A 25,839-nucleotide genomic window follows, 5' to 3' on the forward strand; every position below is an offset into this window, starting at 1 on the left:
TGAAGTAAGCCCGTTCGACCGCGCGCCGCGTCATGCCCGGGCCACCCCCGGACCACCGTGGCCGGCGGTCGCGGCCGCCGGCGCGAGCGATGTCATCGCGCAGGGCGGGCCAGGGCGTCGAGCCGCACCCGACGGTGCGTGCTCGCGGAACCGCGTCCCTGGCGGGTGCCGGGCCGGTTCTCCCCCGGTCGCCCCCGGCAGCGGGTTCCGGACGGGGTGGGCTCGCGAGGCGAGCGACGCGTGTGGCGGCGCCGGGACGGTGGCGACCCGCGCCGACGTGGTGCTCAGGTGGTCCGGAGTGTCGTGGTGGTGACGAAGATTTCGAGGGTCTTCCTGACCTCGTCCGGGAACGGGGTCTCGTCCAGGACCCGCCGGGCACGCTGCACACGATCGGTGATCATCTGCTCTACCTTGTCGGCGGCGCCCGTGGCCCGCAGGATCCCGCGAACCGTCTCGGCACCTGCCTCGTCCAGGTCCGGGTCGCCGACCAGGGACCTCAGCACCCGCGCCTGCTCGGCGCCGGCGACGTGGAGGGCGTGTGCCATCAGAGCGGTCGCCTTGCCCTCCCGCAGGTCGTCCAGGACCGACTTGCCGGTCTTGGACGGGTCGCCGAAGACGCCGAGGAGGTCGTCGCGCAATTGGAAGGCCTCGCCGATCGGAAGGGCGTAGGCGGTGAAGACGTCCAGCAGGGCCTGGTCCGCTCCGGCAAGGACCGCGCCGATGTGCAGCGGCCGCTCCACGGTGTACTTCGCCGTCTTGTAGCGGATCACGGCCAGCGACCGTTCGACGTCCTCGTTGGGCTTCCCGGTGGCCAGCAGGTCCAGGTACTGACCGATCATCACCTCGGTGCGCATGGCGTCCAGCAGCGGTCGGACGGCGACCAGTCGCTCGTGGTCGATGCCGCTGGAGTACAGCAGCTCGTCCGACCACACCATGACCAGGTCGCCGAGCAGGATCGCGCTATTGGTGCCGAACCGCTCGGCGGTCGTGGCGTCCGCACCCGTCTCCAGCGTCCGGTGGAGGGTCGGACGGCCACGCCGGGTGTCGGAGGCGTCCATCACGTCGTCGTGGATGAGGGTGAAGGCGTGGAAGAGTTCGAGCGAGGCCGCCGCGCCGATGACGGGCCCCGTGTCGCCGTATCCGCCCGCCGCGTGCCAGCCCACCATGCACAAGAGCGGCCGGATGCGCTTGCCGCCGGCGGTCAGGAAGCCACGCAGGTGCTCGATGAGCGAGACCAGGTGGGGTTGCCTGTCGCAGTTGGCGTCGAGGAAGGCGTTCAATCGCTCGTCTATCAGGCCGCGCAGATGAACCGAGTCCAGGGCGTCGGCTCCCGGCTCGCGAAGGCTGGTGGTCGGGTTCATGTCGTTACTCCTGTTCGTCAAGACCATGTGGCCGCGTCCGCAAGGACGTGGCATGGGAGGGAAAGCGCCGAGAGGCATCACTTTCCGGCCGGGCGAAGGAGGGTCCCGGCAGTCGCCGGGCCGCACCGCAGGTGCGGGTCGCCGAGGGAGGGGCGAGCGGTGGGTGTTCGGGCCGCGCCGGATGGCATGCCCTCCGTACATGCGGGTTCACATGGTGGAGGGCATGCCGGGCAGGGGTGGGCCCGGTGCGGCACCCGCCGGGCCCCTGTCGGTCGAACGGAACGGGTTCAGCTCGCGGCGGACTGCGGCTCGCGTGCCGGCTGCCGACGGGTCGGCACCACCGTGAGCTGGTCGGGACGCAGGCTCATCCGCACGAGGGCGCGCGTGGGGCGGGTGCCCGGGGCGCGGTCCAGCTTCCAGTACTGGGCCACGGTGGCCACGATGACCTGGGCCTCGGTGAGGGCGAACGCGTCACCGATGCACTTGCGGTTCCCGGCGCCGAAGGGCAGGTAGGCGCCCTTGCGCGGAGTGGTCGACATGGTGAGCCACCGGTCCGGCTCGAAGCTGTCGGGGGCGTCGAAGTAGCGGGCGTCCCGGTTCAGCAGGAAGGGGCTGTACGACAGCTCGGTGCCGGCCGGCACGGGCAGCCCGCCGAGCGTGGTGTCGACAGCGGCACGACGGCTGAGCAGCCAGGCCGGCGGGTAGAGGCGCAGACCCTCGGCGACGACGTTGCGGGTGTACGGCAGCTTCTTCAGGTCCTCGGCCGTCACCGGGCGGCCGGCCAGCACCTCGTCGAGCTCCGCGTGCAACTTGGCGGCGACCTGCGGGTTCTCGTGCAGCAGGTGGAAGATCCACGACATCAGGACGGCGGTGGTCTCCGCGCCTCCGAGGAGCAGGGTGATGGACTGGTCGTGCAGCTCCTGGTCGGTGAAGCGGTGCCCCTCCTCGTCGACCTCCGTCATCATCGTGCGCAACAGACCGCCGCCGTCGCCCGAGCGGCGGTAGCGGTCAATGGTCTCGTTCACCACCTGGTGCAGCTGCGCCTCCGCCCGCTTGTAGCGCTGGTTGCCGGGAGTGGGCAGGAAGGACAGCGCCGGCAGCGGGTTGAGCATGCGGAAGAACATGCCGTCGATCACGGTGTTCAGGGCCGTCGGGAGACCGTGGTGACCGCCCCGGCGCACCTCGCCCTCACCGGGCTCGGAGAAGAGGCAGCTCAACGCCACGTCGGCGCTGAGGTTGCCCATCTGCATCAGGAGGTCGACGTTCTTGCCTTCCGGCCATTCATGAGCCGACACGGCTGCCTGCTTCTGCATGATGCCGACGTACTCGGCGATGCGCGCAGGGTGGAAGGACGGCTGGATCAGGCGTCGCTGCTTGCGATGGACGAGGCCGTCGACCGTGACCAGCCCGTCTCCGAGGACCGTGCGCACGCGGTCCATCACGGGACCGCCCTTGACGAAGTCCTTGACCTTGTCGGTCAGCATCTCGTGGACCAGATCAGGGTGGCACGCGATGTACATGGGGGTCGGCCCCACCATGATCTTCACGAGATCGCCCTGCTCGGGCAGTGATCGGAGGAAGGTGAGCGGGTCGCTGCGCAGCTGATTCGCGTGCCCGAGCACGGGCAGGGCATTCGGTGCGCTGCCCTTCGTGTAACTGCGGGTTTCCTGGCCTGTCACGGAACAAACCTCCATGCGGTTAGTGGCGAACTTGTGGACCTGTCGGACTTTGCGTCGCCGCTGTCACTTCTCCAACTGGTCCCACCACCAGGCGATCTGTGGAATCGGCAGGGGCGCAGGGTTGGCGTCAGCCGGCTCGTCGGCCCAGACCAGGCCGTAGCCACCGAAGTCCTGTTCTTCGCCGGTCTCCGGGTCGACAGGCGCGCAGTAACGGGTGGTGAAGTCCGCCCAGATGATGTGCCCGCGAATCCAGTAGCCGATCTCGTGGACGTATCGCCGCAGTTCCGGGCGGGCAGTCGCGGAGACCTGGTCACGCAGATTCAGATAAAGGGACATGATTCGGTCGCGCAGCGCGCGGACCTCGGCGACCGCTTCCTCGGGCGTGCATTGCCGGTCGCGCACCATGATGCTGATGGCGTTCTGGTCGAACAAGCCCTGGAGATTCTCCCGGTGAATGGAGATCAGGTCGTTGTCGAGACCGACGATGACGGATACGGCTTCGGAGGCGGCGCGCACCCGGGGATCGAGGCGTTCGGCTGCGGTCAGTTCGTAGCCGCCGCCGATCGGAGTGAGTGCGGTCAGCCAGGGGCCGGCCACATCGTTGCCACGCATGATCAGGTAGTCGCCCAGTTCGGGGAGTTCACCGAGGCTCTGGTTCGCACATTTCCACAGCACGCCGTCGAAGTAGCTGCAGAAACCCTGGCGCAGGTGCTCGAGCTGGCCCGGGGTCGACACGGTGGAGATGTGGTTCCAGAAGTCCTGGAAAGAGGAGAGGTACGCGTCTCCGGGCGGCACGACGGACTTGGGCGAGGCGAGGATGTGCTTGAGACGGCTGACGTGGACCGTCAGCGGTGCGGGCTGGTCCAGCCCCGGGATCACGTCGAGGTCGTCGTCCCAGGCGCCGCCCCAGTACATGACATAGGTGATGATCTCGGCGCACCGGTCGAGGACGTACGGCATGCAGTGTGCGGTGTACGAACCCGCATTCATGCGCGGCAGCCAGTCACCCTCCTTGCGGAACCCTTGCCGGAACATCCAGGCGACGGCGCCGGCATCTATTTCCTCCGGCTTGTCGTACACGGCGTCGGGCAAAGGGCAGAAAAATGGCGGAACGCCAAGTGTGCGGCGCACGGTTGTCATGCCAAAAATCCCTTCGGGCAGGACTGGGCGGCAGGAATGTCACAGTAATTCTGGAGTGGCCCTCGGAATCAACCCGGAGCATTGGACGGCCTTGGGCGGGAGACCTTCATGGTCTTCTCCTTCTTTCGGACCGAACATGTTGAGGGAAAGCGGCGCAGGGCCACCGCTCAGGCGAGGATGTTCATCTGCGAGGACATCAGCCGGTACTGGCCGGAGGCGTAGTCGTAGGAGATGTAGGCCGTCCAGTAGTCGCCGCTGACCGCCGGAACGCTGGTCAGGTACGAGGTGCCGTGGTTGTAGGCCCACTGCCAGGTCTCGTAGCTGTCGATGCCGATGGCGTTCGGGTCCCGCTTGTAGAGGCCGATCCAGTCGTACTTGCCGACGTTGTTCGGCGGGGTCCAGTTGATCTGGATGTAGCCGCCGTTCTTCTCGGCCCAGGTCGTGGGCGAATCGGCGCCCAGGATCGAGCTCTGCGAGCTCTGGACACCGGTGGGAACCGCCGCCGAGGCGGTGGCCGTGCCCGCGAGGGCAGCGCGACGGCCGTCACCAGGGCCGCGACGGCCGCGGCGCGGACGCGAAGGGGAATACGGGACATGCGAGTCCTCCTGAGTCGTCTGCCGGCGGCCCCGCCCGGAAGCCGCCGAGCCCGTGACCGGACCTGACATACCGTCGGGGAGACTGGTAGACGAGCGATCAACGACCTCGTCGGCGCACAGTCAACGCCCTGGTCAACACGGCCGCGGCACCCCGGGTCGCGCCTGGGCCCGGCGTCCCGGCAGACAATCGATGGACAGCGGGCCGGCAACAAGGCGCGGCCGTCAGCGTCGGCGGCGGGGAGCCCGCTCGGTGACCCGCTCCACCAGCACGGCCCGACGGACGCGGCGGGGCGGCATCGGTGTGAATCCGCGGCACGAAGAGCCCGCCAGCCGGGCACGAAGGGGCAGGGCTGCTCATGCTGGTGGGCATGTCTCATCACCTCAGCGGCCCCAACCTCCGCTCCCCCTGGACGACGCCCGCCTCGACATGACGGACCTGTTCGCCTTCACCGTGCCTGGCGACCGGACCGTGCTGATCCTGAACGTCAACCCGGTCGCCCCCACCGGCGGCCAAGCGTTCCACCCGGACGCCGTCTACCGCGTCAACGTCGACACCGACGGCGACCACCGCTCCGACGTGGCGTACAGTTTCGTCTTCTCCCCGCCTGAGGACGGCCGGCAGGGCGTCACCGTCCTGCGGGCCACGGACGAGCAGGCCCGCTCCCACGAGGCCCTCGGCCAGGAGCTCTTCATCGACGTGCCGGTGAACTTCGGCGCCGAGACCACCGCGGCGCACTCCGGGCCGTACACGTTCTACGCCGGGTTCCGCAGCGACCCGTTCTTCGCCGACCTCGACGGCATCGTCGCCAAGTTCCAGTGGACCGGCGTGGACTGGGGCGCCGACAAGAACGTCTTCGCCATCGTCCTGGAAGTGCCGAACGCCGAACTCGGCGCACACCCCGAGATCGGCTGACCCATCTGGGGCCGGGTCAGCCTGCGCCAGAACGGGCAGCTGACGTCCGTGGACCGCGGCGCCCACCCCTCCCTGACCGCGTACTTCAACGCGGAAGAGGTCAAGGACGCCTACAACGCCGGCGAGCCCGCCGACGACTGGGCCACCTACCGCGAACCCTGGTCCGCCGTCCTCCAGCACTTCGGGGACTACGACCCGCAGGCCGCCGAACAGGCCCTACGCACCGTCCTGCCGGGCTTCGGGCCGAGGCGGCTTCGTGCCGTGCCGCCCCCGGAGCCCGGGGAGGACTGCGGGTGCCGTACTCGGCTTCCGCCATCAGTCGCTCAAGGGCGGCCCGACCAAGCAGCCCCCGGGGCGGCGACCGGCCCCCGAGGGGCGCGGCACGGCCCCGGGGGCTGCTTGCGGTTCAAGGATGGAGGGACTTCGTGGAGCAGGTGTCACATGGCGACGGCCTTCACCGCGTCGGGGGACTTCTCCCGAACACCGGGACGGTACAGCGCGAAGGTCACGACGAGCCCGACGGCTGCGAGGCCGGCCGCCCACCAGTACGCGGTGGAGTAGCCGTGCAACGCCGCCCCGGCGATCACCTCGGGCGTGGCCTGCCGGCTGCTGAGATAGCTGCCCGCGGCGGTCGCCGCGAGCGTGTTGAGAACGGCGATCCCCAACGAACCACCGATCTGCTGCGAGGTGTTGACCGCCGCGGAGGCCACCCCGGCGTCATCCTCGTGAACCCGGTAGGTGGCCAGGTCGATCGCCGGCGCGTAGACCAGGCCGAGACCGAGGCCCAGGACGAGCAGCGGCGGCAGAATGCCTCCCGTGTAGGTGCTGTCCAGATCCAGGCGGGTGAACCAGACCATGCCCACGCCCAGCAGCGCCATCCCGAGGGGAATCACGATCTTCGGCCCCACCCGGGGCATCAGGACCCCCACGGCCAGGGCGGAGGCAACGACCAGCGCGGCGGGGATGGGCAGGAAGGCGAGCCCCGCCTCGACCGGGGTGTACTTGAGCGTCTGCTGCATGTAGTAGGCGAGGAACAACGCGACCGCGTACATGCCTCCGGTGGCGACCAGAATGGCGATCTGGGAGGCGCCTCGATCCCTGTCGAGGAGGATGCGCAGGGGCAGCAGCGGCCCGGCCGTCGTCGACTGCCAGTACGCGAAGAGGGCGATCAGGGCGAGGCCTCCGACCAGCAGACCCCAGCTGGCGGGAGAACTCCACCCGCGCGACTCGGCGTTGGAGAACCCGTAGACCAGGCCGAAGAGCCCCAGGGTGACGAGTACCGCACCGGGGACGTCGAGCTTGGGGCGCTGCTCCGCCCGCGACTGACGCTCGATCAGCAGCAGACCGCCCAGGAGCGCCACCGCCGCGAACGCCAGGTTGATGTAGAGGGTCCAACGCCAGTTGAGGTACTCGGTCAGCAGGCCGCCGAGCAGGTTGCCGAGCGCGCCGCCGGCGCCCGCGATGGCACCGAAGATCGCGAAGGCCCGGCCCCGCTCCTTGACGTCGGTGAAGATGGTCGTCAGCAGGGAGAGGGCCGCCGGGGCCAGCAGGGCACCCGAGATGCCCTGGATCGCCCTGGCCAGCACCAGGAGTTCGAAGCTGCCGGCGGCTCCGCCGAGCGCCGAGGCGGCGGCGAATCCGATGACACCCGCGAGGAAGGCCTGCTTGCGGCCGAAGAGATCGGCGACACGCCCGCCGATCAGCAGCAAGCTGCCGAAGGTGAGTGCGTAGGCGGTGACGACCCACTGCCTGTCGTTGTCGGAGAAGCCCAGGTCGGCCTGGGCGGACGGCAGCGCGATGTTCACGATGGTGGCGTCCAGCATGATCATCAACTGGGCCAGGCCGATCACGGCCAGCGCCCACCACCGCAGCGAGGACCGCGGGGACGGGGGTCCTGATTCGGGCGGGATGCTGGTGAGCTCAGTGGTGGATGCCGACATGGCGGTGCCACTCCGTTCGAAATAGATTGACTAACTGGATGGTTAATATTCCGAGGCAAGGCTGCCCGAGATCCGACGGACCGTCAACACGACTTCGGGCAAAGAGCGATGGCCGGATGCGACGGAGGTCCGCGAGGGTCACTCCGCGAGTCGGATCCGGATGCCCACCGCGCGGTACCCGGACCCCTTCAGTCGGCTGCCCAGCAAGCCGACCCGCGCGACGAGGCCGTACTTGCGCTTCATCAGGTCGAGGTAGTGGACGGTGTCCCGGTCGGCGGGCAACTCGGCGACACCGGGCACGGATTCCCCCTTCGGGACTCCCCGCCAGTTGCAGGGAGCGACGGTCACCCGGCCGCTGTTGCGGATCCGTTTGACCTTGCCGGCGTCGGCCGCGCTCCACACGGCCAGGCAGTCCCCGTCCCCCATCACCCACACCGGAGTGGGCACGGCCCGCCCATCCCGGCGGAACGTCGTGAGAAGTACGTACCTGGATGCCGCCAGTCGTTCAACCGAACTGCCCGGCAAGGATGCTGAGGCGGATGGTGAGGTGGTCACCGCGATAGCATAACTGGTTAGTTAAGTCACTGTCGCCGCGAACCGACGTGGCGCCCGTCCCCCAGATGAGGAGTGCTGCGTGCTGAACTTCGCCTTGGCCGTGCTCGCCGGATTCGCCCTGGGCACCCCGGCCGTACCCTTCGGCCTCTCGATCCCCCTCCCCCCGCCCGTCGCGCTCGTCGCCGTACTCCTCGGCGCGGCCGGATGCCTGCTGTCCGCCGTCTTCGCGGCCGGGTGGCTGCGTACCCGCTGGCTGCTCTGGCGCTCGAAGCGGCGACCCGTCACCGCCGGGCCGCCGCCCGAGAACCGCCGCAACCGCCGCAACCGCCGGAACCGCCTTGACGGCCCCACCGGCCGACGGGCCCGGCGCCTGGTGAACCGGTACGGCGTGATCGGCTTCGGCATCATCGGGCCTGCGCTCTTCGGCACCTGGGGATCGGCCATGCTTGGCACGGCGCTGGGCCTGCCCCGGTGGCGGCTGATCGGCTGGCTGATGGCCGGTGTCACCCTGTGGTGCACCGTCATGCTGCTCGCCTCCGAGGCAGTGATCGACGCCTTCGGACTGCGGTGACGACACACGCTGCGTACCGGTCCCTGATCGCGAGGAGCACGTCGCCGCGGTCCCCCGGCCTGCCTCGTCGTGGGTCTGCGCATCGCGCCGACCGTCGGCCCGGTCATCGCCGGGCGGTGGCAACTCACCGTTCCGGCGAGGCACTTCTCCCCCTCACCGGTTCACCCGGAGCAAGACCACCGACGGGACTCCCGAACGAATCGCCTCATGTCTCAAACGAATCCACCGTGGTTCCAGCGGCGAACGCGCTCACCTGGCGAGGGCAACGGGTCCTACGCCCCGGCAAGATCCAGTAGGCGCTGTTAGCATGACTCCCATGTCCCGAGCCGAGGCCACGAAGGCGCGCATCCTCCACGCAGCGACCCAGGAGTTCGCGGCGTACGGGATCGCGGGAGCCCGCGTCGACCGGATCGCCAAGGTCGCCTCGGCGAACAAGAACCTCATCTACGTCTACTTCTGCAACAAGGACGGGCTCTTCGACGCCGTCTTCGACGCACACCTCGGGCGCGGCCTCGACATGGTGCCCTTCACACCTGACGACCTGCCGGGCTACGCCGGGCGGCTGTTCGACTTCTACCAGAAGCACCCCGAGGTGCTCCGCCTGGCGACCTGGCACCGGCTGGAACGCGGCACTGCCGTGGAACGGGACCCTGCCGTCGCCAAGCAGACCCACGACGACAAGCTCGCCTCCTTGGAAGCGGTTCGGAAGGGCGGAGTGGGCACACCGGGCTTCACCCCGGCCACACTTCTCACCCTCGTCCTGGCCATCGCCTCGGCCTGGAGCCCGACGAATGCCGCGAGCATGCCGGCGACGACTGTCCTGACGTCGGACCCGGAGGACTGCCGGAACGCGATCATGGAGGCCGTGCGGCGCCTCCTGTGAGGGGCGGCGTGCATCACTCGCCTCCGCCACGTACCGCGGTGACCGCACACGTTCGCCGGGTTGCCGGGTCACGCGGCGGGGATGGGTCGGGATGCGCGCACCTGACCCGCTACATTGCCGTGCCGGCGTCAGGGCGGTGCGTTCACGGGCGCCGCAGCGCCGGGTGGTCCCGATGTCGGCCCACGACGATCACGCCGGCTACGCGACCTCCGACCCCGTGATGTATCCGGAGAGCCAGGGTTCGATCCTCCGCGGCATCCTGAAGAAGGACTACCTCGTCATCGGCGCCTCCTTCGACCAGGGTTCCTTCCTCTCCAAGGACAAGAACGATGGCTCGGTCGCCGATACCCCCTGGAAGAAGTGGACCGTCGGCCCGGCCGCTCCCGACACCAACGAGTACACGCTCGACCAGATCCGGTTCCGCGACTACTACGTCGACCTGCGCAAGGCTCCGCCCGCCGCCAAGGAGTGGCTGAACGTCGCGCGCCCGACGTACAGCTTCGGTGCGATATACCCGGCCGACAAGGGTGACGACCTCGCCGTCGGCCAGGCCTACGACGTCCTGGTCCACCTCCACAGCGTCCGCGAGGCGGGCACGCTGTAGCACCACACCGATGGCCGGGTCGGGCCGCCCTGGACGCCCCGACCCGGCCGACGGTCAGATCATTTCCCCACCGCTCCAAAGGAGTTGACGTATGCACGGGCAGGCACGACAAGGACGGGGCGCCGACCGGCGGCGCAGCGGTCGCCGCCGGACGGCAGTGGCCGCGGCGGTGGCAGCCGTGGCGGCCGTCGGCGTCCTGACGGCGGGGGCGACGGCACCGCCCGGCGCGTTCGCCGCCGGTCGACCGGACGCCGTCCAGCAGGGCCTGAACACGCTGGTGCGCGACGGCATCGCACCCGCCGCGCTGGCGAGCGTCACCGACCACGACGGGCGTACCCGCAACTACACCGCGGGCGTCGCCGACCCGGCCACCGGTGCCGAGGTGCCGGTCGACGGGCAGGTGCGGATCGGCAGCAACACCAAGGTGTTCACCGCGGTGGTCATGCTGCAGCTCGTCGCCGAAGGAAAGGTCGGCCTCGACGAACCGGTCGACACCTACCTGCCGGGCCTGGTCCGCGGCGAGGGGATCGACGGCCGCCTGATCACCGTCCGCCGACTCCTCCAACACACCAGCGGACTCCCCGAGTACATGCTCTCCCCTCGGATGGCCGACCTCGCCGCCATCCGGCACCACTACTTCGAACCCCGCGACGTCCTCGACCTGGCCCTGGCCCAGAAATCCGACCTCGCCCCCGGCACGAAATGGCAGTACAGCAACACGAATTACCTGCTGGCCGGGCTGATCGTCCAGCAGGTCACCGGCCGCCCCCTCGCCGAGGAGATCGACCGGCGCGTCATCCGGCGCATCGGGCTGCGCCACACCTACTTCCCCGCCCCCGGCGACCAGACCATCCGAGAACCCCACCCCAACGGCTACTACCGGGACGCCCCGGGCGCACCGCCGCGGGACTTCACCGAGCTGGACCCCTCCTGGGCCTGGGCGGCAGGCCAGCTGGTCTCCACCGACTCCGACCTCAACCGCTTTTACACCGCCCTGCTGGGCGGACGCCTCCTTCCGACGGCCCAGCTCGCCCAGATGCGCACCACCGTCCCCGCCGACGACGCCGGCCCCGGCGTCCGCTACGGACTGGGCCTGTCGAGCATGCCCCTGCCCTGCGGAGGCGTCTTCTGGGGCCACAACGGCAACATCCCGGGCTACCGGACCCGGGCCGGCGTCACCGACGACGGCCACGCCGTCAGCGTCACCCTGACCCTCAAGTCGACCGGCGACGACTCGGCGCAGCTCGACGACGTCATGAACGCCGCCCTGTGCCGTTGAACCACACCTCCGGGTGGCCGCCGGAGACCCGACGACACGACGGCTGTTCGCGCCAGGTGCCGAAGACCCAGACACACCCGAATCGGACACTCCACTTCGACGCGAAGCGCGTGTCGCGTGCACACTACGGGTTCCGAACCATGCCCACCGCCTTTCGGCCAACGACAGCAGGTTCCGGTCATCGGCAATCTGATCGGTATGGAGGACTCAAGCAGCGGTGTGCCGCCCCTAATGAGCGCACAGCCGGTACCTGACAGGCCGGCGCCACACACTGGAGGACCGTCTACGCGGATCAGCCACTCTGGCACAGTTCGGCGGCAGCGAGCTAGCCGAGTACCTGCCCAGCTACGCCGAGCTTCCAGTCCGTTCCAGCTCCGGCGCTCGTGCTTGGAGTTCGGCGGGTAGGTACCAGCCTTCGATGGTGGGGGTCATGTAGAGGCGGGCCTTGAGGCCGAGAAGGAGTTGGCGGCGGTCGTCCTGGTCGGGCTGGGCCCAGGCATCCGCGAAGGTCTGGCCGGTCTCGACTTCCACCCAGGTGGAGGGGCGTTGCGGGAGGGCTGCGAGGCGGCGGCGTTCGTCGACCAGGGTTTCGAGGGCTTCGGAGTATTCGTCGTCGCCTCCGGGGTAGTCGAAAAGGTTGCGGCGCTTCTCCTCGCGCAAGTCCTTCATGGCCGCCGTGACGTGGTTGAGCTGCTCGGTGTGGTCCTCGCCGGGGATGAACCTGCGCACCGTCATCGCCAACCCGGCCAAGCGCTCCACCAGAGCCGTGATCGCCGCAGTGACGCGCTCGCCCTTGACGGACTGGCCCTTGCACGCTGGTTTGCCGGCTGTCTTCGCGCACCGGTAGTACTCGTAGATCTTGCCGTTCTTGGCCAGGTTCACCTGCCGATAGAACCGGTCGCCGCAGCGGTCGCAGTGCGCAACGCCCAGCCAGGGCGAGGCGCCGTTAGAGCGTTCCTTCGTGATCCCGCGCTCGTCCATCGCCGCCTGGACGGCGGCCCACTCCTCCTCTGTGAACAGAGGCTTGGCCATCCGGATCGGCAGGCCCTTCGCGTCCCGGGCGATCTTGCGCGCCTTCACGGACCGACCGGTCAGCTTCAGGCCCATCGTCACCGGCGAGCGCAGGATCTTGCCCACGCTGGTCGGGTTCCAGTGGTTCGACGGCGGCGTCTTGCGCTTGCTCGTGTATGACTCGCCCTGGTTCTTGAACGCGTGCATCGACGGGGTGTCGAAGCCAGCGGCCTCCAGAGCGGTGGCGATCATCCACTGACTCTGCCCCTCCAGGAGGAGCTTGCCCATGTAGCGGACGGCCTCGGAGGTCACTGGGTCCGGTTCGAGAGTTCGGCCGCCCCCGGGGCGGTCGACGATCCGGTAGCCGTACGGCGGCTGCCCGCCGGCCCAGCGGTCCGTCTTGCGCAGGTGCTTGTGCGCAGCGGTGACGCGGGCCTTGATCCGCTTAAGCTCCATCTCCGCGAAGATCGACGCCAGCATCAGGAAGACCTTCGCCAGCTCGTTCCCGAACGACGACTCCCGACCCTGCCGGTAGTCCAGGGTGATCCCGTCGTCGGTGAACACCAGGACCTTGTGGTTCTCCTCCGCCCAGTGCGCCACGTCCGCGCAGTCCTTCGCGGACCTGAATGCCCGGTCGACCTTCGCCCACACCATCGCGTCCCACTCGCCTTGGCGCTCGGTGAGCCACGGGCCCAGGTCCGGGCGCTTCCACGGCGTGACATCGGCGGAGACGTCCAGGTCCTCGAAGGACCCGACGATCTCCCACTCCTTCGAGACCGCGCGCCGAGTCGCCGACTCCGCCTGCACCAGATGCGAGACCTTGCCCTCGTCCCCATGTGTGTCCGACACACGCGAACCCACCACCGCCCGAACCGGCGCCAACACCGTCATGATGCCCATGGGTCTCCCCCTACCGCCAAGGCCAACGGGCACCCTCGAACAAGCTGCACTCGAACGGGTGGACCTTTATCGAAAAGGCGTCTATCCGCTGGCGCATCGACCTCCAGGTCGCCACCCCCGGCCTCGCGAACAAGTGCATCGCCGCCTACGTCGAGCGCGCCGCCACCCACGCCGAGCGCTGGAGCGACCACGCACCAGTGACAGCCGCCTTCGACCTCGACCAACTCCTGTAGCGCTGAGCCGAGTTCGGGAAGCTGGCTTCAACTGCTTCGGTTCATCGCACGCCCTACCGGAGCAACGATTGGGGCTGCTACTGGCACTGCAACTGCACTATGCGGCGATCCGCTGCTCTGACTGACAGTCAGCTGATGTTCTGGAAACGCCTCGGTTTGTAAAAACCAAGGCCGTCTGGCGAGAGTCGCCGCGCGGCACAGGCGATGACTTGAGGCCCGGGGCGGTCGGCGGTGCCGTCCGCCCCGGGTGTCGCCCGTGGCCGTGGTGGCCGCGTCAGCCGGAGAGGTGGAAGGAGGCGATGCGGGTGTTCCAGTTTCCGGTGCCGTCGACCGCTTGGTACTGGTTGGTGTACCAGAACGTGCAGTCGTCCGCCGGGTCGATCGCCATGGAGGTGTAGTCACCCCAGCGGTTGCTCCCGGTCTGGGAGCCGGTGCCGGTCCACACAGTGGTCTCGCCGAACGTCATCGCGTTCAGCGGGTCGTCCGCCAGGCGTCCGGTGACGCTGATCGAGGGACGGGCCTGGGAGTTCGACGTCGAGTACCCCAGGGCGATGTCGCCGTTCCTGTCCTGGGCCGCGGACGCCATCCACCGGTACGTGGACCCCGGCGCGTAGGTGCTCTGCTGATGAACGACCGGCCGGCCGTGGTCCAGCCGCAGTTCGTACCATCGAACCCCCACACCGCCGGGCGCGTCGACCGCGTGGTTGACGACCAAGGACTCGTGGTCGCCGAAGTTGCGGTAGGCGAGCCGGTACATGGCGGAGTAGGAGAGCGAGTCCAGTTGCTGGGTGGTGCCGGCCTGGGGGACGCATCGGGTGGGATCGGTGCTCATGCAGGCCGGGGTGTAGGGGGCCACCGGCAGTTCCTCCGGGCCCGTGACGGCGGTGCGGGTCTGGTCCGCCCAGTCCACGTGGAACCGCCAGTACTGCAGGCTGTTGTAGGCGGGGTTGAGGGCGATCAGCAGGTTGGGCTCGCCCTGCGGGGGCGGGGTCGGGCCGTCGAGGTCCGAGGGGAGCGGGATGGTCGGGGTCGGGACGATGTAGCACTGCTGGTCGGCGTCGGCTCCGCGCAGCATCCTGCTCCGGTCCCAGGCGCAGGTCTCGGGGAACGCCCCGGCGGTGAAGGCCGCGTAGTAGGCGTCCGGCCAGACCGAGACCTTCGGGTGGTCGATGAAGTGCTGGTACCCGAAGGCGTACCGGTAGTACGCGCCGGTGGCGTCCTCGCTGCTGGAGACGGCCACGCACAGGAGGTTCGGGCCGCCTGCCTGGTCGAGCGCGAACTGGTTGAGGATCCAGCGGTGGGCCAGGGAGTCCCAGCGGACCACGGGGTCCCCGATGTCGGGGTTCGGAGCGGTCTCGCACGGTCCGCCGAACCCGCTGAACAGCGTCTGGGTGGTCAGCTGCCCCAGTTCCGTGGCACCGGTCTTGGAGTACACCGCGAGGTCGAAGTTGGTGATCTCCACGATCTGGCGGGAGCCCACCGAGGCGTTGGGGTCGGGAGGGACGCCCCCGGCCTCCCGGATGCCGTCGAAACTGACGTCCAACCGGATCCGGCCCCGGCTGCCGTCGTGTTCCTGCACCACCCCGTCCGAAGGAGCGGCCCTTGTGAGGGACGGGTGCTGCGCATCTGCGGGGGGCACGACGCCGGGGGCGGACCGGCGCTGTCCGTGTCCGTGCGCCAGGTCACGCAACGGTGGCGAGGTGTCATGGTGCAGCGCGGGTCCGGAGTCAGTGGACCGCGTGGCCGTCCCGTGGACGGGCGACTTGAGGCCGGCTCCGGCGGCGGGCGTGGCGAACCACGCCGGGGAGGCCACCAGAGCTGCTCCCAGTGAGGCGCCGGCGACGATCGAACGCAAGGCACGTGATACGTGCATCAATCCTCCGAGCGGGGTTGGTGAGCCAACCCCGCTCGGCCACTGGTGACGGCGTCGTCCGAGGCAACCCCCAGCCGCGTGCGGCCGTTGCGACCTCCCGGCGCCCCGGGCACGCCCGGCACGTTTCGAGGCCCCGGTGTGAGGGTGGGCACCGTGTGAGAGTGGGAACGAGGGCGGTCGACTCGTCTGACAGTGTGACAGGACCTAGTTATCCACCTTGTCCGCCCGACGCCGGGGTGATCGGTGTCGTGTCGGGTGCGGCTCAGCCGATTGGCGCTGCCTGACGGCCGTTCGAGCACGCACCGTGGCGTCCTGGGGCCCCGTCGGCTGCCTCTTTCCTCGCCTAGCGATCACCGCAGCAGAGGTCCCCGAAGGTGGCCGCCGTGCCGCTCGTCGAGACGGGCTGGATGACGTAGTCGTCGGCCGGCTGCGGCGGGCTGTACATGGGGAGCGAGGTGTCGTAGGTCGTCGTGAACGCCGGATCCAGGAAGTTGAGGCACCCGCCCTGGCGCGCGTAGACGTTCCAGTAGGCGATCGACGGACTGGCCGGGCCGGTCCAGGAGATCGTGGACGCCGTGGACGAGACCTCGATCGGATCCGGCTTCACGTCCTTCGACGCGTCGTAGAGGCGAAGCTGACCGAGCACGGTGTTCACCAGGCGCTCGGAGTCGGCGAAGCCCACCGAGATCCGCTCGATGGTCTTGCCGGCCGCGTCGAGACTGCCGCCGAACTCCTGCCACCCGTCACCCGAGCTCGTCGCCGGTACGGTCTGCGAGGTGCCGTCATCGTAGGAGAAGCGCGCGTACGGGGCCGGCCCCTCCTTCGTCCGGGCGACGAACCTCAGCACCGGCCTGGCGTCGGCCGGGACCGCGATCTTGGTGGCGTAGAGCCCGAACTCGCCTCCGCCCGAGGAGGAGTTGGCGGCGGTCGTCCTGGTCGGGCTGGGCCCAGGCATCCGCGAAGGTCTGGCCGGTCTCGACTTCCACCCAGGTGGAGGAACGTTGTGGGAGGGCTGCGAGGCGGCGGCGTTCGTCAACGAGGACTTCGAGGGCTTCGGCGTACTCGTCGTCGCCGCCGGGGTAGTCGAACAAGCCTCGGCGCTTCTCCTCGCGGAGGTCCTTCATGGCCTGGGTGACGTGGTTGAGCTGCTCGGTGTGGTCCTCGCCGGGGATGAACCTGCGCACCGTCATCGCCAGGCCGGCCAACCGGTCCACCAGAGCGGCGATCGCTGTGGTGACGCGCTCGCCCCTGACGGACTGGCCCTTGCACGCTGGTTTGCCGGCCGTCTTCGCGCACCGGTAGTACTCGTAGATCTTGCCGTTCTTGGCGAGGTTCAGCTGCCGGTAGAACCGATCGCCGCAGCGGTCGCAGTGCGCAACGCCGAGCCAGGGTGAGGCGCCGTTCGATCGTTCCTTGGTGATCGTGCGCTCGTCCATCGCCGCCTGGATCGCGGCCCACTCCTCCTCGGTGAACAGCGGCTTGGCCATCCGGATCGGCAGGCCCTTGGCGTCTCGGGCGATCTTGCGTGCCTTGACGGAGCGGCCGGTCAGTTTCAGGCCCATCGTCGCCGGCGAGCGAAGGATCTTCCCCACGCTGGTCGTGTTCCAGTGGTTCGACGGCGCGGTCTTGCGTTTGCTCGTGTAGGTGTCGCCCTGGTTCTTGTACGCGTGCATCGACGGGGTGTCGAACCCGGCGCCTTCCAGGGCCATGGCGATCATCCACTGACTCTGCCCCTCCAGGAGCAGCTGGCCCATGTACCGGACCGCCTCGGACGTCACCAGGTCCGGCTCGAGGGTGCGGCCGCCCCCGGGGCGGTCGACGATCCGGTAGCCGTACGGCGGCTGCCCGCCGGCCCACCGGTCCGTCTTCCGCAGGTGCTTGTGCGCGGCCGTGACGCGGGCCTTGATCCGCTTGAGCTCCATCTCCGCGAAGATCGACGCCAGCATCAGGAACACCTTCGCCAGCTCGTTCCCGAACGACGACTCTCGACCCTGCCGGTAGTCCAGAGTGATCCCGTCGTCGGTGAACACCAGGACCTTGTGGTTCTCCTCCGCCCAGTGCGCCACGTCCGCGCAGTCCTTCGCCGAGCGGAACGCCCGGTCGACCTTCGCCCACACCAACGCGTCCCACTCGCCCTGCCGCTCGGTCAACCACGGCCCCAGGTCCGGACGCTTCCACGGCGTGACCTCCGCAGAGACGTCCAGGTCCTCGAACGACCCGACGATCTCCCACTCCTTCGAGACCGCGTGCCGAGTCGCCGACTCTGCCTGCACCAGATGCGAAACCTTGCCCTCATCCCCATGCGTATCCGACACACGCGAACCCACCACCGCCCGAACCGGCGCCAAAGCCGTCATGATGCCCATGGGCCTCCCCCTACCGCCAAGGCCAACGGGCACCCTCGAACAAGCTGCACTCGAACGGGTAGACCTTTATCGAAAAGGCGTCTATCCGCTGGCGCATCGACCTCCAGGTCGCCACCCCCGGCCTCGCCGCCAAGACCGTCGAGGCCTACGTCGAGCGCGCCGACACCCACGCGGAACGCTGGTCCGACCACGCTCCCGTCACCGCAGAGTTCGATTTCGACCTTAACTGACCGCCAGATTTCCACAGTTGGCGACCCAACAGGGCATTGCCCCTACGCTGACCGCCCGCAACCAGCACAGGGTTCACTCACATCGACTCGATCTCTGACGGCATCGGCCCGCGCCCCTTCGTCTTCCGCACCCCCGTCCTCAGCGACATCTTCACCCTCCTCGCCTTCGCCCACATCTTCCACCGCCTGACGCCCACCCCCGTCCCCGTCCCCGCACCCACCCGCGCTGAATCGGCCCCGGCCAGCACTGAACCCACCCGACCACCGTGGGCCGGCTGCCAGCCGGGATTCGGTGGCGATGAACAGGCTGCCCGCCTCGGCGAGGGTGCGGGCACCCTGCGTGTGCCGGGCCCGCACACCCCACCCTTTCCACCTCGGGTGGCGTCAGCAGGTGGTGGGCGGGGTCTTGCCGGCGAAGCGGTCCGCGAACCAGGGTCCAACCTGGCCCGACAGTGAAGCGCCTGGTCAGAGAGCTGGGCGGAGCTCCGCCGCAGGTCGGGGTCGGCTGGCAGTGGTTCCGCTTCAACGTCTGACGGGCGCCGGGGCGGACGTCCGGAGGAGCCCGACCCGTTGGCTTGGGGGGCGGGCCCCTCGGCGTCATTCGCCGCGGACGGTGCGGCGGAGCTCGGTGAGGCGCTCGTGCAGGGTGCGTTCCCAGCCGTGCCGGGTGGGGCGGTAGTAGTTCTTGCCGACCAGGGCGTCCGGCGGGTACTGCTGCTCCAGCACCCCGTCGGGGGCACGGTGGGGGTAGCGGTAACCGGTCGCGCCACCCAGCTCGGCGGCGCCCGCGTAGCGGCTGTACCGCAGGTTGGCGGGGACCTCGCCAAGGTCGCCGGCCCGGACGTCGGCCATGGCCTCGTCGATCCCAACGATCACCGTGTTCGACTTGGGGGCCAGGGCCAGGTGCACGGTGGCCTGGGCCAGGGCGAGGCGGGCCTCGGGCAAGCCGATCAGGTCGACGGTCTGCGCCGCGGCCACGGCGGCTTGCAGGGCCGTGGGGTCGGCCAGCCCGACGTCCTCGCTGGCGTGCACCAGCAGCCGGCGCGCGATGAACCGTGGGTCCTCACCGGCCACGAGCATGCGGGCCAGGTAGTGCAGCGCGGCGTCGGGGTCCGAGCCGCGGACGGACTTGATGAAAGCGCTGACGACGTCGTGGTGCTGGTCGCCCTGCCGGTCGTAGCGCACGGTGGCCTCGGCCACGGCCCGCTCCACGGCCGGCACGTCGATCACGGTGCCGCCGGTGTCGAGGACCCCGTCGGCGCCGGCCTCCAGGGCGGTCAGCGCGCTGCGGGCGTCGCCGGAGGCCAGGCGCACCAGCGCGTCCTCGGCCTCGGCCGACAGCGAGACCGCCCCGTCGAGCCCGCGCGGGTCGGCCACCGCCCGCCGCAGCAGGGCGCGGACCTCGTCCCCGTCCAGGGGCCGGAGCTTCAGCACCAGCAGCCGGGAGAGCAGCGGCGCCACCACCGAGAACGACGGGTTCTCCGTGGTGGCGGCGACGAGCAGCACGATCCGGTCCTCGACGGCCCCGAGCAGCGCGTCCTGCTGGGTCCTGGAGAAGCGGTGTACCTCGTCGACGAACAGCACGGTCCGCCGGTCGCGGCGGCGGCGCGCGCCGTCGATCGCCTCGCGCAGGTCCTTGACGCCGCTGGACAGGGCCGAGAGGGCGACGAAGCGCCGGGTGCCGGCGCCGGCGAGCAGCCGGGCGATCGTGGTCTTCCCGGTGCCGGGCGGGCCGTAGAGCAGCACCGACGCCGCCTCCCCGCCCTCCAGCAGGCGCCGCAGCGGCGCGCCGGGCCGCAGCAGGTGCGGCTGGCCGACCACCTCGTCGAGCGAGCGGGGCCGCAAGCGCACCGCCAGCGGCGAGCCGGCCGGCGCCGGCCCGGCCGGCGGGGCCTCGGGGATCGGTAGCGCGAACAGCCCCTCGTCCTCTGCGGGTTGATAGGTCATGGGGGGACCCTATGCCCGTCGCGCGGCTACGCGTACAGCGTTCCGCGGGCGACGACGACGGCGGACCCGGCGACCTGGACCGACTCGATCCGTTCCGGCGTGCCGAAGGCCCGGGCCCGCATCGTCGAGGGGCGGCCGATCTCGACGCCCTGGCGGATCTCGATCCACTCCCCGAAGGGGACCAGGCCGTGCCGGGCCAGGTGCACCGCCAGCGCGCCGGCGGCCGAGCCGGTGGCCGCGTCCTCCACGACGCCGTAGGCGGGCGAGAACATCCGCAGCCGCCACTGCGAGCCCGCGCCCGCAAAGCAGTTGGCGGCCATGTCGGGCAGCCGGGCGAGCACCCGCTGGTCCGGTTCGAGGGCGGAGAGCGAGGCCACGCTGTCCAGGCCGACGAACACGTGCCGCGGTCCGTTGCGGTAGACCTCGACCGGCAGCGTCCGGGGGGCCGAGGCCAGGCCGAGACCGGCGAGCAACTCGTCCGCGCGCTTGTAGAGTTCCCAGGTCGGGACGGGCTGCCACATGCGGGCGGAGTCGGCCCGCCCGTCGTCGGCCCGTTCGAACTCGAACGTCACGGTGCCCATGGCGGTCTCCATCCGGATCGTCTCCGCCTTGTCCGCCTCGCCGAGCACGATGGCCGTCCCCAGGGTCGGATGGCCGGCGAATGGCAGCTCGTTCACCGGGGTGAAGATCCGCACCCGCACGTCGCCGTCGCCCTCCGGGGGGAGGACGAAGACGGTCTCCGACAGGTGCATCTCCTGCGCGATCCGCTGCATGCGCTCGGGAGGGAGCCCGGCGGAGTCCACGAAGACCGCAGTCGGGTTGCCTTCCAGCGGGACGTCGGTGAAGACGTCGGCCACCACGTACTCGTATCTACCCATGGGTTTCCGTTCTCGAAGTCCCCCGCACGCCGCGCGGGCCGGGGGACGGATGCCTGGTCAGTGGGTGTCGAACAGGGCCTGGTACCGGGCGACGGCCCGCTCGGTGGCCGCCCGCTCCTGCGCGGTCGGGTCGAACGGGTCGGCGGCGGGCGGCAGCGCGCCGAACTTGAGCAGCGCGGCCATCAGGAGCAGGCGCGCCTTGGTGGCGGTGAGGTTGTTGCCGGAGACGAACACCGGGTCGGTTCGGTACGCCATGCCACCGGTGTTCCCGCGGCCGGTGCGGACCACCGGCATGCCGGCGAAAACGGCGACGGCCAGGGCCGCGTTCCTCGTCGGGTCGGCCATCCCGAACGGCGACATGCCTTCGCAGACGAAGCCGGACAGCGGCGCCCCGGCGAGGTTCGTCCTGATCCGGGCGAGCACCTCGACCTCGTCGTCGGGGGTGGACCGGCCGTCCTTGCCGGTGCCCGTCGCCGCGTACCGGCTGTACTTGGTGATCGTGACGTGCGGCATGGCGGTGGGGACGAGCCCGCCGGCGTCCCTGGTCACCACGTCGACGGTGGTCACACCCGCGTCCAGCGTCCCGGTCACGCCGGTCACCCGCTCGGGGAGCGCGGTCAGACGCAGGTCCGAGCGGTGGGTGTGGCCACGGGCGGGCAGGTAGGTGAGCTGCGGGGGGCCGTAGCCGCCGAGGTCGGCGACGATTCCACCGTGCCCGCCGGTGACCTCGTAGCCCCCCGGCCTGGCGTCGACCTTGGTCACGTCCCGGGCGGCGTAGACGAGTTCGTCGACGACCACACAGGCGCCGACGCGGTCCGCGCCCCGTTCGTCGAGGGCGACGCCGGAGGTGATGTACTTCACGCCGTCGACCACGTTGCGGTCGCCGTCGGCGCTCGACGTCTGGTGCCGGCGCTGGGCCGCGTGTCCGACGAGCGGCACCGTCGTGTCGACGAGCAGCCCGAGCCAGTAGAGGGTCTCGTCGACGGTCGGGCTGCCCTCCAGCCACTGGAGGCCGGTGTACTCCCCGGTGGCGAGGACGGCCTGGACCAGGTTGGTGGCCCGGGCGAGGTCCGCCAGGCCGGGCTCGGTCTGGAGGTGGTACGGGTAGTAGACGAAGAAGTCCTCCCCGAGGCGCTCGGACCCGGGGCCTGCGGTGTAGCCGCCGGAGGGGGCGGCGCGGAAGAAGTCGAAATCGGCGATCGACCCCAGTTCGACCGGGGTGCCGTGGTCGGCGAGGCCGAACCGCTCGATCTCCTCGTAGAGGCGGCGGGCGTCGGGATAGAAGGTCTGCCGGGCGAACTCCGGGGATGCGAGCGGGGCGGTCGCGGTCTCCTCCCAGGCGGACCCGTCCGCCTGCCGGGCCATGTAGGGCAGGGGGTAGAGGCCGTCGTCGGGGTGGAGCTCGACGACGTGCACCGGGGTGGCGTCGCCGCCGGGCGGTTCCTCGTGGAACGCGCCGTCCCGGTCGAGCCAGCCGTCCGGCGGGGCGTACAGGTGGGCCGAGTCCCGTTCGAGCGGGTGCGCGCTGAACGCCTCGACGTAGACCGTCGCGGGTGCGGCGAGCCGCTGGGGGCGCAGCAGGTCGAAGCGGGCGGCGCGCGGCGGGAGGCCGTACCGGGCGCGCGCCTTGTTCGACGTGACCAGGTCCGGGGTGTTCAGGATCGTCGCGGTCGGCCCGGCGAACACCGCGATCCGCGGTCGCGGTGCGCCGGCCGGCCCAGGGCTGCCCGTCACAGCGGGCACAGGTGTTCGATGGTGACGAGGTGCCGTTCGGCCAGCCGCCGGGCGACCAGGGAGCGGTGGCAGGCTTCGGGGTCGCGCTCGACGCAGAAGAGTGCGGCGACGCCGTCCTCCGGCAGCGCCGCCACGATCGGTGCGAGGTTGGCTTGGTCGAGTATCTCGCCGGTGTAGCGGCGGGTGTACTCGGCGGCGAGCTCCTGGCGCGAGCGCTTGCCGACCCCGTTGCGGGCGTCCTCGGCGTACTGGAGCCGGCGCAGTTCCGTCGTCGGGGCGAGTTCGAGGTGGTGCCGGTAGGCGATCCCGGCGCCGGCGAGGGCCGCCTGGAGCCGGAGCGAGTTGGCCCAGGCGTACGCGGGGCCGCGGACCCCGCGGCGCTGGCGCACGTCGATCAGCAGGCGGACGTCCGCCTGCCGCAGTCGTTGCAGGTAGGAATCGCCGTCGAAGCCATAGACGCCGATCGTCGCGATCTTCGGCACCGGAATCTCCCGTCGGCCGGTAGCTCGTTGGTGGGTGTGTGGGGGCTCCGCTACGGCTGCGACGAGGGGCGGGGCTCGGCGACCAGCGCGGTGGTCTCCATGGGCAGTTCGGCGGTCCGAACGATGTCCAGGCCGGCCCGGTCGAGCAGGGAGGTGACCCGGTCGAGGGTGCGGTGCGCGCCGCCGGTCGTCACCAGGAGGTGCAGGTCCCACAGGGCGGGCAGCACGGTGGAGTCCTTGTCCGCGACGAAGCGGTCGATGACCAGCAGCCGTGCGGAGGGGTCCGCCATGGCGCGGCGGCAGTTCTCGAAGACGCCGACGACCGCGTCGTCGTCCCAGCCCGCCAGCACCCGGCAGAGGATGTAGACGTCCCCGCCCTCCGGGACGCCCTCGAACATGTCGCCCCCGACCAGCCGGACGCGCTCCGGTCCGACCGCAGCGACCAGGTGCTCGCGGGCCTTGAGCATCATGTGTTCGCGGTCGAAGAGAACGCCCCCGGCGTCCGGCGTCGCGGCGAGGATCGTGGCGAGCAGGTGCCCGCCCCCGCCGCCCACGTCCACGACCGTCCGGCCGGAGAAGTCGAACACCTCGGGCACCTGGTGGAAGAACATGCTTCCGGCGTTCATGGTGTGCTGGAAGCGCCGGGCGAGCGCGGGGTCCTGGCCGAGGTGGTCGTAGAACGGCAGGCCGTAGGCGGCCTCGAAGCCCGAGCTCGCCGTGGAGACGGCGTGGTGGGCGTGGCCCCAGGCGGCGTAGAACTCCTCGCCGTAGAGCAGGCACATGTCGTGCAGGGACTGGGGCCCGGCGAGCAGGGCCGTGCTCACCGGGGTGTTCCGGTAGCCGGTCGTCCCGTCGCCCTCGAACACGCCCATGGCCACCAGGAGGCGCATCAGCCGGTGCACGCCCCGTTCGTCCGCGCCGGTCGCCCGGGCGAGTTCGGGGTCGGTGTCCCGGCCGGCCTCGACGTGGTCCGGCAGGTCCAGTTTGACGGCGGTGTAGAGGGCCTGGGCCCGCCAGCCGCCGGTGATGACGTCGATCACATCCCGGGTGGCCTGTATGTCGACTGCCATGGAGACTCCCCATTCCGGCCTCCCGGACCGGTACCGGGCGGCCCACTGCGCCGTGGTCCTCCACGGCGTGTCGTCACGGTCCGAGCCCCGGTCCGGTCCGGGGCCGCCTCGAACGCGGGCGGCCCCGGGGCCGGTCAGGAGTGCGGTCGGGTGATGTTGACCATCCAGGTGATCCCGAACCGGTCCACCAGCGAGCCGGCCTCGTCACCCCACACCTGCTTCTCCAGCGGCAGCGTCACGGTGCCGCCGACGGCGAGCTTCTCGAAGTGGTCGCGGATCCCGGCGTCATCGCCGCCGAGGAAGACCGCGACGTTGTTGCCGGGGTGGAGGGGCACCCGCGCCGGGGCGTCCCACCCCATCAGCGTGTAGCCGTCCGGGGTCACCAGGACGGCGTGCATGACCTTGTCGGCGTCGGGCGCGTCCGTCGATCCGAAATCGCCGACCGTGCCCAGTTCGAGTTCACCGCCGAATACCTCCCGGTAGAACTCCATCGCTTCCCGCGCGTTTCCGTCGAAGGCGATGCACGGATTGAGTCGAGAGCCCATCCGGTGCTCCTCGCTGTGAGTACGAACGAAATCGGACTAGGTGGGGATGCCCCCGCGCTTGATCTCCGGGACTTCCACGCCCAGCGCCCGCAGCTGCTGGAACGGGTTCATGAACTCGCGGTTCTGCTTGATCTTCCCGTCGGCCAGCACGAACGAGTGTATGAAATGGTTCCGGTAGTGGCCCGGCGGGTAGTCCGGATAAAGGATCTGCCCTTCTCCGTCACATTCCACCCAGAAGTGGTTGGGGTCCTGGGTGTCGAAGATCCGGACGTTCTTCCATTCCCAGTCGGGGAACATCCGCAGGGACCACTCGCCGTGCTGCCGGAGCTTCTCGTGGCCCTGCGAGACGACCGGTTCCCCGGTGTCGGTGGTGTAGAGGCCGGCGCTGCCGTCCTCGGCGAAGAGCAGGTACCGCGTCAGGCGGTTCTCGCCCTTCCGGCTCATGTAGTCCGCGACCACTTCGCGGTGCCGGCGGCGGAGTTCGACGTCGTTTCCGAAGTGCTCGGGCTGCGCATGGGTGTCTGCCATCTCGTGTCCCCTCGCTCCTTGGTGTGACCCGCCCGGTCGTGCCCGTTCCCCGTACCGGTCGTACGGCCCCGGGCCGCCGCCTGGTCCGGGGAAGGCCCCGGACCAGGCGGCGGCGAGGCGTCAGGACCGCGTGGCGACCGCTTCGACCTCGAACAGGATGTTGGGCATGGCCAGGGAGGCCACCCCGATGACGGTCTGCGTGGGCGGCGTCCCGGCGCCGCTGCCCGCCACGGCCATGCCGATCGTCTTGAGCTTGTCGAAGTCCGGGTCCACCACGTACGTCCGGAGCTGGACGACGTCGGTGAGGTCCAGGCCGTGGGCGGCGAGGGCCGTGCCGAGGTTGCCGAACGCCTGCTGCACCTGCTCGGCGAAGTCGTCCGAGACGACCATGCCGTCCGGGCCCGAGCCGTACTGGCCGGAGACGAACACCAGCTCGGTGCCGGCCGGGACGCTGGCCGTGTGGCTGTAGCCGAGCGGGCGCGGGTCGTGCAAACCGTCAGGATTGACGATCGTGTGGGGCA

Annotated in this window: 23 protein-coding genes and 2 pseudogenes; 7 read left to right on the forward strand and 18 right to left on the reverse strand. The window is 70.1% G+C overall.

Features of this window, described 5'->3' with window-relative positions; all coding sequences use genetic code 11:
- Positions 1–284 precede the first annotated feature (284 nt).
- The 4 genes from ACGF0D_RS00750 to ACGF0D_RS00765 form a co-directional block, all read right to left on the reverse strand.
- The gene (locus ACGF0D_RS00750) at positions 285–1,361 is read right to left on the reverse strand and encodes a polyprenyl synthetase family protein (RefSeq protein ID WP_392871103.1); all 1,077 of its coding nucleotides are present in this window, start codon (positions 1,359–1,361) and stop codon (positions 285–287) included.
- A gap of 287 nt (positions 1,362–1,648) precedes the next feature.
- Entirely contained in the window at positions 1,649–3,040 is a 1,392-nt protein-coding gene (locus tag ACGF0D_RS00755) for a cytochrome P450 (RefSeq protein ID WP_224279314.1), read from the reverse strand.
- 63 nt (positions 3,041–3,103) lie between these two features.
- Positions 3,104–4,180, reverse strand: a complete 1,077-nt coding sequence (locus tag ACGF0D_RS00760; RefSeq protein ID WP_380454473.1) for a terpene synthase family protein — start codon at positions 4,178–4,180, stop codon at positions 3,104–3,106.
- 167 nt (positions 4,181–4,347) lie between these two features.
- Entirely contained in the window at positions 4,348–4,845 is a 498-nt protein-coding gene (locus ACGF0D_RS00765; RefSeq protein ID WP_392871097.1) for a hypothetical protein, read from the reverse strand.
- A gap of 121 nt (positions 4,846–4,966) precedes the next feature.
- Here ACGF0D_RS00765 and ACGF0D_RS00770 point away from each other — a divergent pair, with 121 nt between their 5' ends.
- Positions 4,967–5,689 carry a DUF4331 family protein gene (locus tag ACGF0D_RS00770; RefSeq protein WP_392913355.1) on the forward strand — a complete coding sequence of 241 codons (723 nt, stop codon included), beginning with the start codon at positions 4,967–4,969 and terminating at the stop codon, positions 5,687–5,689.
- Positions 5,690–6,126: 437 nt separating this feature from the next.
- Here the strand turns inward: ACGF0D_RS00770 and ACGF0D_RS00775 are convergent, their stop codons facing one another.
- Complete coding sequence (locus ACGF0D_RS00775) at positions 6,127–7,629, reverse strand: MFS transporter (protein ID WP_392871093.1); 1,503 nt, start codon at positions 7,627–7,629, stop codon at positions 6,127–6,129.
- Between the two features lie 138 nt (positions 7,630–7,767).
- Complete coding sequence (locus ACGF0D_RS00780; RefSeq protein ID WP_392913357.1) at positions 7,768–8,184, reverse strand: PPOX class F420-dependent oxidoreductase; 417 nt, start codon at positions 8,182–8,184, stop codon at positions 7,768–7,770.
- A gap of 79 nt (positions 8,185–8,263) precedes the next feature.
- Here ACGF0D_RS00780 and ACGF0D_RS00785 point away from each other — a divergent pair, with 79 nt between their 5' ends.
- From ACGF0D_RS00785 to ACGF0D_RS00800, 4 genes are all read left to right on the forward strand, one after another.
- On the forward strand, positions 8,264–8,755 hold the full coding sequence (locus ACGF0D_RS00785) for a hypothetical protein (RefSeq protein ID WP_392913359.1): 492 nt from the start codon (positions 8,264–8,266) through the stop codon (positions 8,753–8,755).
- A gap of 316 nt (positions 8,756–9,071) precedes the next feature.
- The gene (locus ACGF0D_RS00790) at positions 9,072–9,638 is read left to right on the forward strand and encodes a TetR family transcriptional regulator (protein WP_392871085.1); all 567 of its coding nucleotides are present in this window, start codon (positions 9,072–9,074) and stop codon (positions 9,636–9,638) included.
- Positions 9,639–9,810: 172 nt separating this feature from the next.
- Complete coding sequence (locus tag ACGF0D_RS00795) at positions 9,811–10,242, forward strand: erythromycin esterase family protein (RefSeq protein ID WP_392913361.1); 432 nt, start codon at positions 9,811–9,813, stop codon at positions 10,240–10,242.
- Positions 10,243–10,333: 91 nt separating this feature from the next.
- A complete protein-coding gene (locus ACGF0D_RS00800) occupies positions 10,334–11,521 on the forward strand; it encodes a serine hydrolase domain-containing protein (protein ID WP_392913363.1) in 1,188 nt (395 codons plus the stop codon).
- Positions 11,522–11,866: 345 nt separating this feature from the next.
- On the opposite strand, the gene ACGF0D_RS00805 is transcribed toward ACGF0D_RS00800, so the two are convergent.
- The gene (locus ACGF0D_RS00805) at positions 11,867–13,432 is read right to left on the reverse strand and encodes a recombinase family protein (RefSeq protein WP_392913365.1); all 1,566 of its coding nucleotides are present in this window, start codon (positions 13,430–13,432) and stop codon (positions 11,867–11,869) included.
- Positions 13,433–13,521: 89 nt separating this feature from the next.
- Between ACGF0D_RS00805 and ACGF0D_RS00810 the strand changes: the two are divergent.
- Positions 13,522–13,665, forward strand: a pseudogene (locus ACGF0D_RS00810) (exodeoxyribonuclease III); the annotation flags it as partial.
- 274 nt (positions 13,666–13,939) lie between these two features.
- Here the strand turns inward: ACGF0D_RS00810 and ACGF0D_RS00815 are convergent.
- The 3 genes from ACGF0D_RS00815 to ACGF0D_RS00825 form a co-directional block, all read right to left on the reverse strand.
- Positions 13,940–15,244, reverse strand: a complete 1,305-nt coding sequence (locus ACGF0D_RS00815; RefSeq protein ID WP_392913367.1) for a hypothetical protein — start codon at positions 15,242–15,244, stop codon at positions 13,940–13,942.
- A gap of 637 nt (positions 15,245–15,881) precedes the next feature.
- Positions 15,882–16,385 carry a hypothetical protein gene (locus ACGF0D_RS00820; protein WP_392913369.1) on the reverse strand — a complete coding sequence of 168 codons (504 nt, stop codon included), beginning with the start codon at positions 16,383–16,385 and terminating at the stop codon, positions 15,882–15,884.
- Positions 16,321–17,904, reverse strand: a complete 1,584-nt coding sequence (locus ACGF0D_RS00825; protein ID WP_392913370.1) for a recombinase family protein — start codon at positions 17,902–17,904, stop codon at positions 16,321–16,323. Before ACGF0D_RS00825 ends, ACGF0D_RS00820 begins: the two co-directional genes overlap by 65 nt.
- 89 nt (positions 17,905–17,993) lie before the next feature.
- Between ACGF0D_RS00825 and ACGF0D_RS00830 the strand changes: the two are divergent.
- A pseudogene (locus ACGF0D_RS00830) lies at positions 17,994–18,134 on the forward strand (exodeoxyribonuclease III); the annotation flags it as partial.
- A 597-nt stretch (positions 18,135–18,731) separates the two neighbouring features.
- On the opposite strand, the gene ACGF0D_RS00835 reads toward ACGF0D_RS00830, so the two are convergent.
- From ACGF0D_RS00835 to ACGF0D_RS00870, 8 genes are all read right to left on the reverse strand, one after another.
- Positions 18,732–20,081, reverse strand: coding sequence for a replication-associated recombination protein A (locus tag ACGF0D_RS00835; protein WP_392913372.1), 1,350 nt, complete (start codon positions 20,079–20,081; stop codon positions 18,732–18,734).
- Between the two features lie 26 nt (positions 20,082–20,107).
- The gene (locus tag ACGF0D_RS00840) at positions 20,108–20,959 is read right to left on the reverse strand and encodes a PhzF family phenazine biosynthesis protein (protein ID WP_392913374.1); all 852 of its coding nucleotides are present in this window, start codon (positions 20,957–20,959) and stop codon (positions 20,108–20,110) included.
- A 57-nt stretch (positions 20,960–21,016) separates the two neighbouring features.
- Entirely contained in the window at positions 21,017–22,702 is a 1,686-nt protein-coding gene (locus tag ACGF0D_RS00845; RefSeq protein WP_392913376.1) for an asparaginase domain-containing protein, read from the reverse strand.
- Positions 22,690–23,175, reverse strand: coding sequence for a DUF488 family protein (locus tag ACGF0D_RS00850; protein WP_392913378.1), 486 nt, complete (start codon positions 23,173–23,175; stop codon positions 22,690–22,692). The genes ACGF0D_RS00845 and ACGF0D_RS00850 overlap by 13 nt, the downstream gene beginning before the upstream one ends.
- Before the next feature lie 50 nt (positions 23,176–23,225).
- Positions 23,226–24,245 (reverse strand): methyltransferase, encoded by a 1,020-nt coding sequence (locus tag ACGF0D_RS00855; protein ID WP_392913380.1) that lies wholly within the window; start codon positions 24,243–24,245, stop codon positions 23,226–23,228.
- Between the two features lie 134 nt (positions 24,246–24,379).
- Positions 24,380–24,790, reverse strand: coding sequence for a VOC family protein (locus ACGF0D_RS00860; protein WP_392913382.1), 411 nt, complete (start codon positions 24,788–24,790; stop codon positions 24,380–24,382).
- A gap of 36 nt (positions 24,791–24,826) precedes the next feature.
- Positions 24,827–25,318 (reverse strand): PhzA/PhzB family protein, encoded by a 492-nt coding sequence (locus ACGF0D_RS00865; RefSeq protein ID WP_392913384.1) that lies wholly within the window; start codon positions 25,316–25,318, stop codon positions 24,827–24,829.
- Positions 25,319–25,438: 120 nt separating this feature from the next.
- The gene (locus tag ACGF0D_RS00870) at positions 25,439–25,810 is read right to left on the reverse strand and encodes a RidA family protein (RefSeq protein WP_392913386.1); all 372 of its coding nucleotides are present in this window, start codon (positions 25,808–25,810) and stop codon (positions 25,439–25,441) included.
- Positions 25,811–25,839 lie beyond the last annotated feature (29 nt).

It is taken from the genome of Kitasatospora sp. NPDC048298, assembly GCF_043201465.1.
In the GTDB taxonomy this organism is placed as follows: Bacteria; Actinomycetota; Actinomycetes; order Streptomycetales; family Streptomycetaceae; genus Kitasatospora.